15 protein-coding genes are annotated in these 16,249 nt (G+C 68.9%); 8 read left to right on the plus strand and 7 right to left on the minus strand.

Annotated elements, in window-relative coordinates:
- Positions 1–7: 7 nt before the first annotated feature.
- The 6 genes from HH310_RS23195 to HH310_RS23220 are packed head-to-tail and all read right to left on the minus strand — an operon-like array spanning position 8 to position 4,799.
- On the minus strand, positions 8–601 hold the full coding sequence (locus tag HH310_RS23195) for a bifunctional 4-hydroxy-2-oxoglutarate aldolase/2-dehydro-3-deoxy-phosphogluconate aldolase (RefSeq protein ID WP_169177720.1): 594 nt from the start codon (positions 599–601) through the stop codon (positions 8–10).
- Complete coding sequence (locus tag HH310_RS23200; protein WP_169177721.1) at positions 598–1,470, minus strand: sugar kinase; 873 nt, start codon at positions 1,468–1,470, stop codon at positions 598–600. The genes HH310_RS23195 and HH310_RS23200 overlap by 4 nt, the downstream gene beginning before the upstream one ends.
- Positions 1,467–2,201: a hypothetical protein gene (locus HH310_RS23205; RefSeq protein ID WP_169177722.1), complete on the minus strand. Its 735-nt coding sequence runs from the start codon at positions 2,199–2,201 to the stop codon at positions 1,467–1,469. Before HH310_RS23205 ends, HH310_RS23200 begins: the two co-directional genes overlap by 4 nt.
- Positions 2,195–3,346 (minus strand): galactonate dehydratase, encoded by a 1,152-nt coding sequence (dgoD, locus tag HH310_RS23210; RefSeq protein ID WP_169177723.1) that lies wholly within the window; start codon positions 3,344–3,346, stop codon positions 2,195–2,197. The genes HH310_RS23205 and dgoD overlap by 7 nt, the downstream gene beginning before the upstream one ends.
- Positions 3,327–4,046, minus strand: a complete 720-nt coding sequence (locus HH310_RS23215; protein ID WP_169177724.1) for a FadR/GntR family transcriptional regulator — start codon at positions 4,044–4,046, stop codon at positions 3,327–3,329. The genes dgoD and HH310_RS23215 overlap by 20 nt, the downstream gene beginning before the upstream one ends.
- Before the next feature lie 12 nt (positions 4,047–4,058).
- Entirely contained in the window at positions 4,059–4,799 is a 741-nt protein-coding gene (locus HH310_RS23220) for an SDR family NAD(P)-dependent oxidoreductase (protein ID WP_169177725.1), read from the minus strand.
- 101 nt (positions 4,800–4,900) lie between these two features.
- Between HH310_RS23220 and HH310_RS23225 the strand changes: the two genes are divergently transcribed.
- The 7 genes from HH310_RS23225 (at position 4,901) to HH310_RS23255 (ending at position 13,830) form a co-directional block, all read left to right on the plus strand.
- A complete protein-coding gene (locus HH310_RS23225) occupies positions 4,901–6,178 on the plus strand; it encodes an ABC transporter substrate-binding protein (protein ID WP_169177726.1) in 1,278 nt (425 codons plus the stop codon).
- Complete coding sequence (locus tag HH310_RS23230) at positions 6,175–7,080, plus strand: carbohydrate ABC transporter permease (RefSeq protein ID WP_169177727.1); 906 nt, start codon at positions 6,175–6,177, stop codon at positions 7,078–7,080. The genes HH310_RS23225 and HH310_RS23230 overlap by 4 nt, the downstream gene beginning before the upstream one ends.
- Positions 7,080–7,961, plus strand: coding sequence for a carbohydrate ABC transporter permease (locus tag HH310_RS23235; RefSeq protein ID WP_169177728.1), 882 nt, complete (start codon positions 7,080–7,082; stop codon positions 7,959–7,961). The genes HH310_RS23230 and HH310_RS23235 overlap by 1 nt, the downstream gene beginning before the upstream one ends.
- A complete protein-coding gene (locus tag HH310_RS23240; RefSeq protein ID WP_169177729.1) occupies positions 7,958–9,178 on the plus strand; it encodes a cellulase-like family protein in 1,221 nt (406 codons plus the stop codon). Before HH310_RS23235 ends, HH310_RS23240 begins: the two co-directional genes overlap by 4 nt.
- Positions 9,179–9,180: 2 nt before the next feature.
- The gene (locus HH310_RS23245) at positions 9,181–11,196 is read left to right on the plus strand and encodes an alpha-galactosidase (RefSeq protein ID WP_169177730.1); all 2,016 of its coding nucleotides are present in this window, start codon (positions 9,181–9,183) and stop codon (positions 11,194–11,196) included.
- A gap of 383 nt (positions 11,197–11,579) precedes the next feature.
- Complete coding sequence (locus HH310_RS23250) at positions 11,580–11,933, plus strand: DUF6331 family protein (protein WP_169177731.1); 354 nt, start codon at positions 11,580–11,582, stop codon at positions 11,931–11,933.
- 1,717 nt (positions 11,934–13,650) lie between these two features.
- Complete coding sequence (locus HH310_RS23255; RefSeq protein ID WP_169177732.1) at positions 13,651–13,830, plus strand: hypothetical protein; 180 nt, start codon at positions 13,651–13,653, stop codon at positions 13,828–13,830.
- 350 nt (positions 13,831–14,180) lie between these two features.
- Here the strand turns inward: HH310_RS23255 and HH310_RS23260 are convergent, their stop codons facing one another.
- On the minus strand, positions 14,181–15,614 hold the full coding sequence (locus HH310_RS23260) for an MFS transporter (RefSeq protein ID WP_169177733.1): 1,434 nt from the start codon (positions 15,612–15,614) through the stop codon (positions 14,181–14,183).
- Positions 15,615–15,907: 293 nt separating this feature from the next.
- On the opposite strand from HH310_RS23260, the gene HH310_RS23265 reads away from it, so the two are divergent.
- A partial coding sequence (locus HH310_RS23265; protein ID WP_211192500.1) for an adenosylhomocysteinase occupies positions 15,908–16,249 on the plus strand: 342 nt, incomplete at its 3' end.

Raw genomic sequence — 16,249 nt, forward strand, 5'->3', positions numbered from 1 at the left:
ACTCCTTCTATTTGTGGAGCAAATTGCCGATCTGCTCTCGCTGGCCGGGGTCGGCCAGCGCGGCGCCGAGCGCGACCACGCGCGCTCCGGCGTCGAGGAAGGCGGGCGCGTCGCCGGCGGTGAGCCCGCCGGTGGCGACGAACCGCACGTCGGGGAACGGCCCGCGCAGCGCCGCGACCCAGGCGGGGCCGAGGGCCTTCGCGGGAAAGGCTTTCAGCCATCGGTGCCCGGCGAGCCAGGCGCGCTGCACCTCGGTGGCGCTGCCGACGCCGGGCAGGTGCGGCATGCCGGCCGCGACGCTGGCGGCGGAGACGGTGAGATCGAGGCCCGGCGCGACGGTGTATTGAGCGCCCGCGGTCGCGGCCGCCCGCACCTGATCCACGGTGATGACCGTGCCGGCGCCCACGTGCAAGCCGCGTTCGCGGGCGGCGTGGGCGGCGGCGGCGAGGGAGGCCACCGCGGGGGGCGCGCCGATCGGGACCTCGAGGACGGTCACTCCCGCGTCCCAGAGCCGCTCGGCCAGCCGGACCGTCTCGGCGGCGGCCAGCCCGCGCAGGATGGCCATGACGGACTGCCCGTCGAAGATGGCGTCGAAGCTCATGCGTGCTCCTCTCGAAGGGTGGCGACGTCCCCGGTGGTGCGCAGGGCCGCGCCCGCGGTGCGGTGGCCCAGGCACAGCCGGTCCGGCTCGCCGAGGTCGCGGAGAAGGCCGGCCAGGTAGCCGGCGGCGAAGGCGTCCCCCGCGCCGACCGCCTCGACGACGTCGACGCGCGGAGCGGGTGCGAAGGTGACACCGCCGGGATGGAACGAGGTCGCGCCGACCGCGCCGTCCTTGACGACCAGGATTTCCGGCTCGGGCAGCAGGGCCCGGACCTCGTCCGGTGTGCGCGTGTCCCACAGGGTGAGCGCCTCGTCCAGGCCGACGAACACGACGGCGGCGCGGGCGGCCAGGCCGCGCAGAACGGGTGCGGCGCGGCCGACCGGCCACAGTCGCGGCCGGTAGTTGACGTCGAAGCCGCACCGCCGCGTGGTCAGAAGGTGCTCGACCAGCGCGGCGCACGACGCGGACAGGGCCGCGGTGATGCCGCTGAGGTGCGTGATCCGCGCCTCCGGAACGTTCATCGCCGGGCTCATGGCGGACGCGGCGGACCCGGCGCGAACGTAGAAGACCCGGGTCTTCTCGCCGTCCGGATCCTTGAAGAAGACCCCGGTCGGCCGGTCCGGATCCACCGTCACCGGGCTGACGTCCACCCCGAAACCGGCGACCGTGCCGCGGACGAGCTCGCCCAGCGGGTCGTCGCCGAGCCGGCTGACCCAGGCGGCGTCGAGGCCGAGCTGCGCGAGATAACAGGCCACCGTGGACTCCGCACCGGCGGCGTCGAGCCGCGCCGGCCCACCGAGTGCGAGGCTCACGGGCGGGTCGGGGGTGACCAGGGCCATGGTCTCCCCCACGCAGACCACGTCCTTCATGCGGCGGTCACCGTCAGACGCCACTCGCAGACGCCCGAGGCCGGCACGACCGCGGCGTCGCCCGGCCCGGCCTCGGCCAGGTCCCAGACGTGGCCCAGCATCGGCTCGACACCGATGCTGCGGTACGGGTTCCCGGCCGGCCAGCCGCGCAGGTTGCGCCAGAGGGCGGTGGAGACGGGCTGGCCGGGCGCCTCGAGGCCAAAGGTGAGCCGTTGGCCGTCGGCGATGGTGGCGGTTGGGCAGTCCAGAAGGATCGCGCCGGTCGCCGTGCCGTCGTCCGGGCCCAGTTTGTGCAACGGGGTCGGCCAGGTCGCGTCGACTGTCCCGTCGATGCGGGTCCGGGTGCCGGGACGGGCCTGGAGGATCGCGTCCTCGGACACGTCGAGCAGGGCGTGGGCGGCCCACAGGAACCGCCACCCCGGTGCCGCCGTCAGCCGATAGGAGACCACCAGGCGGTCTCCATCCTCCGTAAATTTCCGACTTAGCCAGAAATTTTTGGTGGTGACCGTGGCACTGCCGTCATGGACCGCCCACGGCCGTGACCAAGCGTCTCCGTGGTCCGGGTTGCCGCGGACGGTCGGGATGCACTCCTCCACCCCACCGGCGTCCACAAAGGAGGCGGAGGGGAACGCTCGGTCCGGGGCGGGGCGGTGCCACAGCCATTCGCGCCCGGCGGCCGACAACGAGGTCCAGCGACCGCCCAGCGCCGCGTCGAAGGTAACGGTCACCATTCGGCGAACGACCCGTCCTCGTGGCGCCACACCGGGTTACGCCAGGCGTGGCCGGTCGCGTCGGCGTGGCGTACGGCCTGCTCGTCGATCGTGATTCCCAGGCCCGGACCGTCGAAGCGGGCGATGTGCCCGGCCTCGATCCGCAACGGCGACGCGTCGGCCACATAGGACAGCAGATCGGCCGGCGAACCCTGGTGGTAGTGGATGCCCATGCTCTGCTCCTGGATCAGGAAGTTGGGCGTGGCGAACGCGACCTGCAGCGAAGCGGCCAGCGCGATCGGGCCGAGCGGGCAATGCGGGGCCAGCAACGCGCCGTACGTCTCGGCGAGCGCGGCGATCCGGCGTACCTCGGAAATGCCCCCGGCGTGCGCGAGGTCCGGCTGCACCACGCTGACGCCGGCCTGCAGCGCCGGCAGGAAGCCGGCCCGGTCGTAGAGCCGTTCCCCGGTCGCCACCGGGATCGGCGAGCAGCGCACCAGATCGGCCAGCAGATGGGTCTGTTCGGGCACCAGCGGCTCCTCGACCAGCAACGGCCGCAGCGGCGCCACCGCCGGCAGGATCATCCGGGCGGCCGGCAGGCTGGACCGGCCGTGCAGGTCGATGGCCACGTCCCGGTCGTCGCCGGCGGCCGCGCGGGCGGCCGCGACCCGGGCCACCACGTCGTTGATCTCGGCGGTGGTCGGAACCGGCGACAGGCGTCCGCTGGCGTTCATCTTGACCGCGGTCATCCCGGCCTCGACGTGTGCGGCGACCGCGTCCGCTATCTCGCCGGGCTCGTCGCCGCCCACCCAGGCGTACACCCGGGCCTTGTCCCGCACCGGCCCGCCGAGCAGCGCGTGGACCGGCGCGCCGTACACCTTGCCGGCGATGTCCCAGAGCGCCTGGTCGAGGCCGGCCACCGCGCTGGAGAGCACCGGCCCGCCGCGGTAGAAGCCGCCCTTGGTGAGCACCTGCCAGTGATGCTCGATGCGCAGCGGATCCTCGCCGATCAGGTACTCGGCGAGGACGTCGACCGCGGCCCGGACCACCTCGGCCCGCCCCTCCACGACCGGCTCGCCCCAGCCGATGATTCCCTCGTCGGTCTGGACGCGGCAGAAGAGCCAGCGCGGGGGTACCAGGAAGGTTTCAATCCTGTCGATCTTCAAGCCGGGTCCTTTCCAACCGGGCCACGTCCTCGATGGCCTGGTCGAGCAACGTGCCCATGGCGCGCGCGGCCTGGGCGGGATGGTGCCGGCGAATCGCGTCCACCACGGCTTTGTGGCTCGGCACCGGGTCGGTGGGACCGGCGGCGCCGTGCACCATCCGGTCACGTTCGGCGAGGCCCGTCTCGATGACCACCTCCATGCGCTGGATCAGTTCGTTGTGGGTCGCGGCGAGCAGCGCGCGGTGGAAGGCGAGGTCGGCGGCGACCGCGGCGGCCGGGTCGTCGCCGGCCTCCGCCATGGCAGCCAGCGCCGTGTCCAGCGCTTCCAGGTCCGCCGGGGTGGCCCGGTCGGCGGCCAGTGAGGCAGCGCCGGGTTCCACGATGGTGCGCAGCTCGTGCAGGTCGTCGAAGAGGCCGGGGCGATGCGAGCGGGCGAACTGCCAGCGCAGCACGTCACCGTCGAGCAGGCTCCAGGCGGCGCGTGGCCGCACGAACGTGCCGCGCTTGGGCCGGGCGTCGACCAGTCCCTTGGCCGCCAGCACCCGCAGCGCCTCGCGCAGCACGGTCAGGCTCACGTCGAACTCGGTCTGCAGGGCGGACAGGTCGAGGATCGCGCCCTCGGCGAGCTGGCCGGTGAGGATCCGCTGGGCGAGGAGCTCCACCGTCTGTCCGTGTACGCCCCGGGGCGAGTACGACTGCATGCGCATCCCTTTTCATGTGGAGGACTTGGTAGCGGTCCAGCCGCCGTCCACGACCAGGCTCGTCCCGGTCACGTAGGAGGCCTCCGGCGATGCCAGGAAGGCGACCGCGGCGGCCACCTCGTCCGGCGTACCGAACCGGCCGGCCACCGTCTCGGCGACGCTCGCGGCACGGTCCTCTTCGGACACCCAGTCCCACGCGGCCGTCATGATCGGTCCTGGAATGACGGTGTTCACCCGCAGCGCCGGACCGTACTCGACGGCGAGCTGGCGGGCCAGCGCGACGAGGCCACCCTTGGCCGCGGCGTAGGCGGGCCGGCCGGGCAGCCCGATCATCGCGTGGACCGACGAGACCACCACGACGCTGCCTCGCTCCGTCGAGCACAAATCGGATAAGAGAGCTTTTATCCCGAGAAATGTACCAGTCAGATTGACGCCGATCTGACGCTCCCACGACTTGCGGCTTGTCGCGTCCAGCGGGGCCACGTCCACCGTGTACGCGTTGCTCACCAGCACATCGACCGGTCCGAAATTGTCACGTGCGGTAGTCGCCACGCGAGCCCAGTCGTCCTCGTCGGACACGTCCGCCACGACCGCCACCGCGCGCGGGATCTCTTTGGCCACATCGTCGGCGGGACGGATGTCGGCGAGCACCACGGCCGCCCCTTCGGCACCCAGCCGCCGGGCCACCGCCGCCCCGATGCCCCCGGCCGCTCCGGTGACCACCGCCGTACGACCTGCGAAACGACCGGTCATGCACACCCCTGCCGTCGAGAAGTCTTCATTAATTACGAAGATATGTTGACAGGCCATCGACACTGATGCAACCTTCTGGAAACACCAACCAGGAGGCACGAATGATCTCTGCTCCCCTCAGTCGCCGTGGGTTCCTCGCCGGGATCGGCGGCATCGGTGCGGCCGGACTCCTCGGTGCATGCGCTACCGGGAGTGACAGCGGTTCCAGCGCCGCCTCCAGCACGCTGACCCTGCAGTCCTCGCTTTCGGACCCCGACCCGAAGGCCGCCCTGACGAAGGTGGTCGAGGGCTATACCAAGACGAAGACCACGCTCAACACCATCGCGATCGAGACCTTCCGGGCGCAGCTGCCCACCTACCTGAACTCGGGCAACCCACCCGACGTGCTGACCTGGTACGCCGGTTCGGTCGCCCGCGACTACGCCAGCAAGGGCTTCCTGCTCGACGTCTCCGACATGTGGACCGGCAACGGCGCGTGCGCGAACTTCTCGCCCGCCCTCAAGGAGCTGTCCACCGCGAACGGCAAGCAGATCTTCGTGCCGACGAATTACTACTGGTGGGGCGTCTTCTACCGGAAGTCCATGTTCCAGCAGTGGGGCGTGCAGGTCCCGACGACGTGGGACGAGTTCATCACCGTCTGCAAGACCATCAAGAGCAAGGGCGCCGCGCCGATCACCATGGGCACCGGCTCGACCGCGTGGGTGGCTTCCGGCTGGTTCGACTACCTGAACCTGCGGATCAACGGTGCCGAGTTCCACCGCGACCTGCTCGCCGGCAAGCACCCCTTCGACGGCCCCGAGGTCAAGGCCGTGATGGACCACTACAAGCAGCTTCTCGAGTTCATCGACCCGAAGGGCCGGTCGTACTCGTGGCAGGACGCGGTCACCCCGCTCGCGTCGAAGAAGGCCGGCATGTACCTGATCGGCGCCTTCATCACCTCGGCGGTTCCCGCGGACGTGGTCGACGACCTCGACTTCTTCCAGGTGCCGATCATCGATCCGAGCGTGCCGGTGGCCGAGGAGGCGCCGACCGACGGATACTTCGCCAGCGCCAAGTCGAAGAACCCGGCCGGCGCCAAGGACCTGCTGTCCTACCTGGCATCCGCGCCCGCGCAGCAGCAGTTCATCCAGCTCGCCAAGTCGTCGAACCTGCCGACCTCCACACAGGTCGACACCAGCACGTTCTCGCCGCTGGTGCAGAAGGGCATCAAGATGCTCGGCGAGGCGAAGGGTCTCACCCAGTTCTTCAACCGTGACTCCAGCGACGAGTTGCAGACCACCGCCGACACCGCGCTGACGAAGTTCCTCGACAAACCCGGTGACGTCAACGCGATCCTCACCGAGTGGCAGGCGTCCGCGAAGAAGGTCCTGGGCTCGTGACCGCGGTCGCGGCGCCGGCGCGGCGCCGATCCCGGCTGCGCGCCGTCCCGAAGGTGGTCTGGCTGTTCCTGCTGGTCCCGGCGCTGGTCGAGGTTGGCATGGTGTTCTGGCCGGCGGTGAACAGCTTCTACCTGTCGCTCACCGAGTGGAACGGGCTTGGTGCGGCCAAGCCCGTCGGGCTGGCGAACTTCCGGAACCTGTTCTCCGACGACGTGTTCCTCGGCGCGCTGAAGAACAACGTGGTGTGGGCCATCGGATTCGGCGGGTTGTCCGTGCTCGGTGGGCTGGCCTTGGCCGTGGCTCTGAACCGGCCTCGCCGCGGGGTCGGCCTGTACCGCAGCGCGATCTACCTCCCGATGGTGTTCTCGCTGGCGGTGACCGGTCTGTTCTGGCGAGTCCAGTACCAGCCGGACGGAACCATCAACACGCTGCTCGGCGCGGTCGGCCTGGACGGCTGGGAGAAGCAGTGGCTGGCCAACCCGGACACCGCCCTGTACGCGGTGCTGGTGGCCGCGGTGTGGCGCCAGGTGGGCTACGTCATGGTTCTCTACTTGGCCGGGCTCAAGGGCACCGACCCGACGCTGGACGACGCCTCGGCGATGGACGGCGCGAGCGCGTGGCAGCGGTTCCGGTTCGTCACGTGGCCGCAGCTGCGCGGGGTCAACACCGTCGTGTTCGCGGTCACCGTGATCGACTCGCTGCGCACCTTCGACATCGTCTGGGCCATGACGCAGGGCGGTCCGTACCACTCGTCCGAGCTGCTCAGCACGTACATGTTCCAGCAGGGCTTCACGTTCCTGAACCTCGGCTACGCGTCCGCGATCGCCGTGGTCATCTTCGCGCTGGCCCTCGTCTTCATCATCACCTATCTGATCAGGGCCACGAAGGAGGAGGCCGGCTGATGACCGCCGCAACCCTCGATCCCGTACGCCAGGACACCGTTGCTTCCGGTACGCCACCGAACCGCAAGCGCCGCCGATGGGGTTTTCACGCGGTGATGGCGCCATTGGCCGTCATCTGGGTGGCGCCCATGGTGTTCGTGCTGATGCTCGCGTTCCGCTCGTTCGACGACATCGCCGGACGCGGGACGGCCGCACTGCCCACGTCGTTCTCGCTGGACGGCTTCCGGGAGGCGTTCGGCCGCGGCGAGATGGGCCGGGCCCTCTGGATCAGCGTCCAGGTCACGGTGCCCGCCGTCATCATCACGTTGCTGCTGGCGTCGTGGGCGGCGTACGCGCTCAGTAGGTTTGAAATCCCCGGGCGACGCGCCATTCTGCTCACCATGCTGGCGGGCAACCTGTTGCCGCCGCAGATCCTGCTGATCCCGGTGTCGCGGGTGATGGAGTCGCTCGGCCTGTACGACACGCTCGTCGCGCTGATCGCCATCCACGTCGGCTTCGGGCTCGGCTTCTACACCTTCGTGCTGTACGGGTTCATGCGGTCGCTGCCGGGCGAGCTGACCGAGGCGGCCCGCATCGACGGCGCCGGCGTGGTGTCGATCTACGCCAGGATCATCATGCCGTTGTGCCGGCCGTCGCTGGCGGCCCTCGCGGCGCTCGCCACCACCTGGATCTTCAACGACCTGATCTGGGCCATCACGGTGTTGCGCACCGAGGCGAAACTGCCGGTCACCGCGGCGCTGCTGAACCTGCAGGGCGGATACGTGAGCAACTGGAACGTGGTGGCGGCCGCCTCGGTGATCGCCGCGGTGCCGACCGCGATCGTCTTCTTCGCCTTCCAGCGGCACTTCGTGTCCGGCCTCCTGGTGGGATCGTCGAAATGACGCCACTGACCATCACGCTGTGGGATTTCAGCTGGTACACGCGGGCCGGTCTTGAGTTCGCCGATCTCGGACGCGCCTTCCGGGACACCGTCGAGCGCGGCTACGACACGGTCCGGATCTGCGCCATGCCGTACCTGCTGTTCGGCTCCGGGCTGGACACGTCGGCGCTGCGGTTCTCCGGTCTGGGCGGTTCATTCGGCCAGCGGACCCGCTGGTACGACGTGCCTTCCTCGGGGCCGGCCCTGGATGGCCGGCAGCATCTGTTGTCGCTGTTCCGGGCGGCGAAGGCGCACGGTTGCCGGGTGATCGTGTCGAGCTGGGAGTACCAGCAGAGCCCGTCGTTCTCGGTGTCCCCGGCCTGGCACCAGGCGTTGCAAGCGGTGCCGTTCGCCGACCGGACCGTCGTGCTGGCCGACGCGCACGCCGCGCTGATCGATTTCCTGCGCGACCACGGGCTGGACGACGTGGTCGCCTACGTCGAGCTGCACAACGAGGTCACGCACAGCGGGCTCAACGACGGGTCGGGCGTGCTCGGGATCCAGCGCTCGCTGGAGCGCGGCATCGACCGGTTCAAGAAGCGCCATCCGGACGTCCTGATGGCCGCCAACTACAGCCGCGTGCCGGTCGGTGCCATGCGCGGGCTGCCGCGCAACCAGGACGTCGCGGTCTTCCATCCTTACGTGTACGGCGTACTCGGGCAGCTCTACGACGAGTTCGCGTTGCGCGACACCACGCGGCCGTTCCCGCAGGAGCGGGCCTTCGCGGAGCTGCTGCGCGAGGACGCGCCGATGCTGGCCGACTGGCGTCCGCCGGAGTCGTGGAAGACGGACGCGACGATCGTGCCGCATCGGGAGGTCTACACCCACGACTGGTGCGACCCCCTTAAATGGGACAAATGGCTTTATGATCGGTACGGCGCGCACCGGATCGCCATGCGCGAGACGCTGGACACCTGGCTGGCGGTGGCCGCCGACTATGCGGCGTCGCGGGACATTCCGCTGGTCTTCGGCGAGGGCTGGGTGGGCTACACCCCGTTGTACGCCGGCTTCGAGGAAGGGCCGGTCGGGGCCGAGATCTGTGCGCACGCCGTGCGTCAGGCGCGGTCCCTCGGCGCTTGGGGGACGGTGGTGTGCTCGAACGCGGCACCGCACCATCCGATGTGGAACAACGTGACGCTGCAACGCCGCTTGAACGACGAGTTCCGGGAGAACCGCTGAGCATGTGGACCATCACCGGTGCCGCCACCGAATACACCGTGGCCGCGGGCGGCGACCGGATCGACCTGGTCGCCTGGGGGCCGCACGGGGTCAGCGACGGCCCTTCGCCGTACGCGTTCCACGGGAAGGTGCAGTACATGCTTCCCGGGGACGTGGCGGCGACCGAGTACGCGCCGGACGGGGTGCGGCCATTCCTCGGGGCCGACCTCGCGGTGGCGGGGCAGGTGCTGACGTGGCGGCTGGATTCGGTTGCCGAGGAGGACGGGCTGCGGGCGCTCTTCGTCGACGACGTGACCGGGTTGCGGGTCACGCTGCGGTGGCGTTTCGCGGCAGGCACCGACGTCATCGAACGTTGGGTTGTGGTCCACAATGGCGGCTCGGCGCCGGTTTCCGTCACGCGCCTTGACTCGGCCGGGTTCTCGATACCCTCGCCCTCCGGCGTGACGTTGTCGTACCTCTGGGGGCAGTGGGCACAGGAGTTCACGCCGGCTTCGGTCCGGCTCGATCGTGGTCGATTTCAGATCGGCAGTGCGCAAGGCGTTACCGGACACCAGTTCTCGCCGTATCTTGCGGTTGGTAACGGGGATGCCACGTACGGCGTCGGCTTGGCCTGGTCCGGGTCCTGGCACATCACGGCATCCGCGGACGTGGCGGGGCTGACCCGGGTGCAGGCCGGGCGGTCGCTCGACGGGTCGCCGGTCACGCTCGGGCCCGGCGAGTCGGTGACCACGCCGGTCGCGGCCGGGGTCTACAGCGCGGACGGGGTGGACGGGGTCGCGCGGCAATGGCACGCCTACGAGCGGCATCTCGCCGGGGACCGGCTCCGGCGTACCCGGAAGGTCATCTACAACTCGTGGGAGGCGACCACCTTCGACGTGACGGCCGACGGGCAGCTCGCGCTCGCGGACATCGCGGCCTCGCTGGGCGTCGAGACGTTCGTCGTGGACGACGGCTGGTTCGTGGGGCGGCACGACGACACCGGCGGGTTGGGTGACTGGACACCGGATCCAGCCAAGTTCCCCGACGGCTTCGGATCGTTTGTGGACGCGGTTCGGGCCCGTGGTATGGAGTTTGGGCTGTGGGTCGAGCCGGAGATGGTGAACGCGCGGTCCGCGCTGTTCGAGAAGCACCCGGACTGGATCTATCAGACCGACGGGCGACCACGGACAACCATCCGGAACCAGTACCTGTTGAACCTCGGACGCGAGGACGTCTTCGAGTTCGTCCGGAACACCTTGGACTCCCTGCTGAGCACGTACCCGATCAGTTACCTGAAGTGGGACTTCAACCGGCCGCGCACCGAGGCTGCCCCGTCCGCCGACCTGGACGGCGCGCACGTCCGCAACCTGTACCGCGTGCTGGACCACCTGCGGGCGGTCCATCCGGACGTGACCGTCGAAGGGTGTGCGGCCGGCGGCGCCCGGGTCGACTACGCGATCGCGGCCCGCACCGACGTGGTGTGGCCCAGCGACAACACCGCGCCGCTCGACCGGTTGCGGATTCAGCACGGGTTCCTGTCCGCGCACTCGCCGCACCTGATGAGCTCGTGGGTGACCGACGCGACCGGGATGTTCGACGTGCGGCCCCGCTCGCTCGCCTTCCGGTTCGTGCTCGCCAGCGCCGGGGTGCTCGGGATCGGCGCGGACATCACCACCTGGACGCCCGCGCAGCGTTCGGAGGCGGCCGCGTGGGTGGCCCGGTACAAGGATGTACGTGACGTGATCACCCGCGGCGAGGTGCATCGCATCGGCGACCCGGATTCGGCTCGGTGCGCCGTCCAGTACACATTGAACGAACGAACCGTGGTGCTGGCGTGGAACGCGGGAGGCTTGGACGGCCGCGATCTGGTGCCCGGCCGCGACGTCCGGCTGCCGCTGCGCGGTCTCGATCCGGCCGCGCGCTACCGTTGCGGCGACGCTGTCTATTCCGGCAGCCACCTGATGTCCGTGGGCCTGCCCGTGCGCTGGACGCCGTCGTACGACGCCGACCTGTTCTCACTCCTTGCACAGCCCGCATGATCATCGGCTGCTACCCGGCCGAGATGGGCGGGACCGGCACCGGCCTGGTCGTGCCCGGCGGCCCCTCGATCGCCACACCGTCCCCGTCCCACCTCATTTCCCAACCTGACCCGCATCCCGGTCTGGGATGGCCTCCGCGAGGCTGGGTCCCCTGTCCACGACGTGGCCGAGGGGCATGCGTCATGTGACGGCCTGGTCTGACCCCAACCCGGTCCGGCAGCGAGAGCTCAATTCCGGTAACCGAGCGTCAACGTCGGTGCGGACGTCTGCCAAGTGCGAGATTGTCGCGCCCGCCTCCCCGGCCGACATATAGCTGGAGTGCGGCCGGGTCAGGAGCTAGCGTCGACGGCCGGTCCGGTGCGGGCTCGGCGGAGGGAGCGGCGATGATGGACGTAACGGTCGAAATACCCTCGCCATTGAGGGAGTGCATCATCGCGTGCGAGGTCGTGTGCGTGCGCGGGTGCTGCGGGATCGACGCCGTCTCCACCGATCGCGACCTTATCGACGCCTGGTGCCGTGAGGTCGGGCCGGACGCGACGATCGACGCTCACCGTCAGCTTGCCGACCTGATCGACTTGGTCGAGGATCGCTCGAACCTCGTGACATCGACGTTCCTGAACCACCGCACGATCAATGACGCCGCACGGCTCGAGCTGCTGAACTTCCTGGCCGCGTTCGAGGTAGGACTGTCGGACAGTTTTGCATCACGAGCGAGCTGGTCAATCGAGGATTTCTGACGGACCACGCCGTCGCCACGGCGGGCACACCGCGCGATCAGGCGTCCGGATGCCTGCCGAGGACCGGGGCTCGGCTGCCGGCGAGGTGGAGTCGCGGATGATCAGGCATTTGCTGCGCCACGCACCCCACCCGCGTCCCCGCCATCTGGCAGCGATCCGCGCGGCAGGCGACGCCCCAGAGGGCGATACGCGCGGTTTGCGGGACCGAAATGCGATAAGGCGCCGCGAGTTATACCCGGGGTGGCCAGGTACGCGCCAAGCATGGAGGGGAGAAGTCGAAGGTCGCTGATCAGTTATTTTCCGGCGTCGGGATGCGACCTCGCCGGCGGACCGGCGCGATGAAGGCAGTGGTCAGACGGGCGCGAACTCACCCAGGTAGCCCTGGACGAGTAAGCCCTAACCGTGGGTGAGCGACCTGGTCACGGCCTGGCGGGTGGCGCGGTAGTGGCAGAGCTGAGGCGCTGTGGCGATCCACTCACGGCCGGGCGGTCCCGCGATGTGGACACCGCGGTCACATCGTGTACCTGTTCAGCTGGCTCCGTCGGCCGGGAGTCCCCGTGCGAGGCGGCGCCGCCAGGCCCGGGCAGGTCCCGGCTCCCCACAATGGGCGCCCCACCCGGGTGTGGGCAGTCGCGACGCCGGGGACGCTGTGGCTGCCCACACCACGGCCACCCCCACCCACGTGTGGGAAGTCGCGACGCCGGGAAGGCTGTGGCTGCCCACACCACGGCCACCCCCACCCACGTGTGGGAAGTCGCGACGCCGGGGACGCTACGGCCCCCCACACCGCGACCACCCCCACCCACGTACGGGAAATCGCGACGCCGGGAAGGCTGTGGCTCCCCACACCGCGACCACCCCCACCCACGTACGGGAAATCGCGACGCCGGGGACGCTACGGCTCCCCACACCACGACCACCCCCACCCACGTGCGGGAAATCGCGACGCCGGGGACGCTACGGCTCCCCACACCACGACCACCCCCACCCACGTACGGGAAATCGCGACGCCGGGGACGCTACGGCTCCCCCCACACCACGACCACCCCACCCGGGTGTGGGCAGTCGCGACGGCTTGAAAGGCCGCGGCTCCCCACACGTGGCGACCCACCGCAGGTGTGGGCACCCGCCACGGCCGAAACGTCCCAGCTCCCCACAGCCGCGGCCCTCAGGTCCGCCACGGAAGGCCAACGCATCGGAGGGTGAGCGGCGCGAAAACCAGCTGAACAGTTCCACGTCGTGGATTTTGTCAACCTTGGAGAGTTGCGCCCACATACGAGCCATAACTCTCCAAGGTTCACATTCGGCCGGGGAAATCTGCGGGACGAAAGCCTCGTTACGTGACAAAGCTACTCTCTACAATGGACGCTGATCCCACATCGCGGACGGTGGGTCCATGATGCGGGCGCGGGTCTCAGCAGGCGGTCGCCTGTCTCACGGAATGGAAGCGCCGTGTAGCCGCGCGCCGAGCCCAGCCGTGCAGCGGCCCAGCCGAGCCGACTGAATCTCGAGAAATGTCGGATATGCGAGAGGGTGGCGGTGGGCGGGCGGACGGCGATCAGATCGCTGACATCAACTCGTCCTTTCCCATCGTGCTGAACAGAGACGCCCGCTCACCGATGGCCAGCACCGTCGCGTTGAGGTTGGCCCGGATGGACGTGAACATCACCGAGGCATCGGACACGCTGCCCGGTGAGTCCGTGGACCATCAGCTTGCATGTCGAACCCGGTGGCGGTCACCGACAGGGCGCAGGACGACGTTCTCGTCGTCGCCGATGCGACATGTACCCGCCGGATGGAACTGTGCGTACAGGATCTGCCGGAAGGACTCCTTGTCGTCGGTGGTGCCGGCAAACTCCGTGCCGTGAAATTGCGCAGCGCGGCCGGCTTGATATGACGCGCACAGCAGGCGGCTGCCGCCTGTAATTGTCGCCACGTTGCCGAACCATACGCTTCGGGGCACGCACGTCTTTGTTACTCAGCACGTGATCCCCACACTTTTCCGGTCGCGCAAAAACGTGGCTTGGCACCGCTCTGCCACACAGCGCCAAGCCACGTCTCGGTCCGCCCAAAGGAAGGAAAGGCGGACACCACAAGCAGCCTGTGGACCCACGTGCAATTTCATCGCACCTGAGCCGGGTGTCATATTCCAAACGGCAGGTGAAGAATCGTCCGATGCAAACCACGATAGTTCCGAAGCGTACGCTTCGGCAAGTGCCTTCATTGTGATATATACGCCAGACGGCCCTAGCTGCTTCGAGCCGACGCGGGCTCACGACCTGGTAGCAGCTGTGCCAGGAGTGCGACCAGAGCTGCCAGGCCGATCAGGTACGGAATCACGTGCACGAACGCGTGCCGGACGGCGTCGTTCGCTGAGTCGCCGTGGAGTTCGCGGTAGAAGAGGATGCCGATCAACGCGACGCCCCCGGCGGTGCCGACCTGTACCCCGGTGTTGAGCACACCGGCGGCCGAACCGATGTGCCGAGTGTCGACGCCTGCCATGACGGTGCTCACCAACGGCGCGACCAGCAGTCCCGTGCCGAGTCCGTTGACGAACAAGGGCGCACAGAGCAGCCATGGATCGCCGTGCGAGGCGTGCGACTGGAGCGTCAGGAGGGCCGCCTGCGCGATGATCATCACGAGCGAGCCACCGGCCAGGACCTGCTTGCCGAACCGGGCGGCGAGCTGGCGGCTGATGGTCGCGGTCAGCATATAGCCGACGCCCGCCGGCAGGATGACGAGTCCAGCCTTGATCGGCTCGAGCTCGAGTCCGTCCTGGCAATAGAGGGCGAGGACAAAGTACAACGCGCCCTGCCCGATCCAGAACACCAGCTGTACACCAATTCCAGTGGCGAAGGCGCGCTCGCGGAACAGCGCCATCTCGATCATCGGGGATCCGCCGCGGCGGCTGAAGCGACGTTCGTACCGCACGAAGAACGCGATCACGATCGGGCTCACGGCCAGGCACACCCAGGTCCAGGGTGGCGAGCCCTGTGAATGCCCCTCCACCAGCGGCAGAATGACCAGGAACAAGCCGGCGCCCAGCAGTCCAGCGCCGACCGGATCGAAACGGTTGCGGTGCGTCGGGATGGCCACGAGGTAGCGCCGGCCGACCAGCACGATCGCCGCGCCAACCGGAATGTTGACCAGAAAGCATGCACGCCAGCTACTGTCGGCGATGTTCAGCCGGAGCAGAGCGCCGCCGATGAGCTGGCCGAGCACGCCGGCAATCCCTAGTGTGAACGCGTACGCGTCGACCGCCCGGGCCCGGGCGTTGCCGGTGTACACGGTGGTGAGTGATGCGATCACCTGCGGAGTGAGCGCGGCCGCGGCCAGCCCCTGTACCGCGCGGGCGCCGATGAGCAGGCCCGGCGCAGGCGCGAACCCGCAGGCAGCGGAAGCAAGGGTGAAACCCGAAATACCCCACAGGAACAGTCGGCGACGGCCGAACTGGTCACCCAGCCGCGCCCCGGCCAGCAAGCCCACACCGTAGGGCAATGCGTACCCGGCGACGATCCACTCCAGCTCCGACGGTCCCGCGCCGAGGTTGCTGCTGATCGAAGGCAGCGAGACATTCACGATAAAGACATCCAACGAGGCCATGAAGGTGCCGATCAACACCACCACTGCGAAGGCCGGGGAAGTCGATTTGGATGCACGCACATCACTGGTGACAGTCAATCTGCCGGTCTCCTTGCAAAGCCGTGATCGATACCCACTGGGGCCAACGCGGGCTACGCGGCGTTCTTCACTGAGGGAGGCAAGCGTCACCGTCATATGCGGCCGGTCCCCGTCATCTTTGTCGATATAGGACCGGAGTCCCGTTGATTCTCGTGACGATGACCACGCCGGTGATCCACCCACGAAGCGAAAAGAACTGCGGTGATGGTGGTTAGCTGGGTCCAGATCTTTACGCTTGGACCCCTGCCCATTGACTCAATGCGGCATTCCACCAAAACCTGGGGGACTCTTTCATGACCAAAAGCCATGTTCAGAGCACGACAGTCAATGGCCTGGAGTTCGCGATTGCGGACATCAAGCTGGCCGAGGCTGGTCGTCACCAGCTGCGCCTGGCCGAGCACGAGATGCCCGGCCTGATGGCGCTGCGCAAGGAGTTCGGCACCGACAAGCCGCTGCAGGGCGCTCGCATCGCCGGTTCGCTGCACATGACCGTGCAGACCGCCGTGCTGATCGAGACGCTACGCGAGCTCGGCGCCGAGGTGCGCTGGGTGTCCTGCAACATCTTCTCCACCCAGGACGACGCCGCCGCCGCGGTCGTGGTCGGCCCGGACGGGACCGTCGACGCCCCCGCCGGC

The sequence above is a fragment of the Actinoplanes sp. TBRC 11911 genome, from assembly GCF_012933445.1.
Classification (GTDB): Bacteria; Actinomycetota; Actinomycetes; order Mycobacteriales; family Micromonosporaceae; genus Actinoplanes.

Bases quoted from the DNA above. Each gene is read 5' to 3' on its own strand.
- HH310_RS23200 (WP_169177721.1), bottom strand. From the start codon at position 1,470: ATGAAGGACGTGGTCTGCGTGGGGGAGACCATGGCCCTGGTCACCCCC.
- HH310_RS23240 (WP_169177729.1), top strand. From the start codon at position 7,958: ATGACGCCACTGACCATCACGCTGTGGGATTTCAGCTGGTACACGCGG.
- HH310_RS23225 (WP_169177726.1), top strand. From the start codon at position 4,901: ATGATCTCTGCTCCCCTCAGTCGCCGTGGGTTCCTCGCCGGGATCGGC.
- HH310_RS23205 (WP_169177722.1), bottom strand. From the start codon at position 2,201: ATGGTGACCGTTACCTTCGACGCGGCGCTGGGCGGTCGCTGGACCTCG.
- HH310_RS23255 (WP_169177732.1), top strand. From the start codon at position 13,651: ATGTCGAACCCGGTGGCGGTCACCGACAGGGCGCAGGACGACGTTCTC.
- HH310_RS23245 (WP_169177730.1), top strand. From the start codon at position 9,181: ATGTGGACCATCACCGGTGCCGCCACCGAATACACCGTGGCCGCGGGC.
- HH310_RS23250 (WP_169177731.1), top strand. From the start codon at position 11,580: ATGATGGACGTAACGGTCGAAATACCCTCGCCATTGAGGGAGTGCATC.
- HH310_RS23235 (WP_169177728.1), top strand. From the start codon at position 7,080: ATGACCGCCGCAACCCTCGATCCCGTACGCCAGGACACCGTTGCTTCC.
- HH310_RS23195 (WP_169177720.1), bottom strand. From the start codon at position 601: ATGAGCTTCGACGCCATCTTCGACGGGCAGTCCGTCATGGCCATCCTG.
- HH310_RS23215 (WP_169177724.1), bottom strand. From the start codon at position 4,046: ATGCAGTCGTACTCGCCCCGGGGCGTACACGGACAGACGGTGGAGCTC.
- HH310_RS23220 (WP_169177725.1), bottom strand. From the start codon at position 4,799: ATGACCGGTCGTTTCGCAGGTCGTACGGCGGTGGTCACCGGAGCGGCC.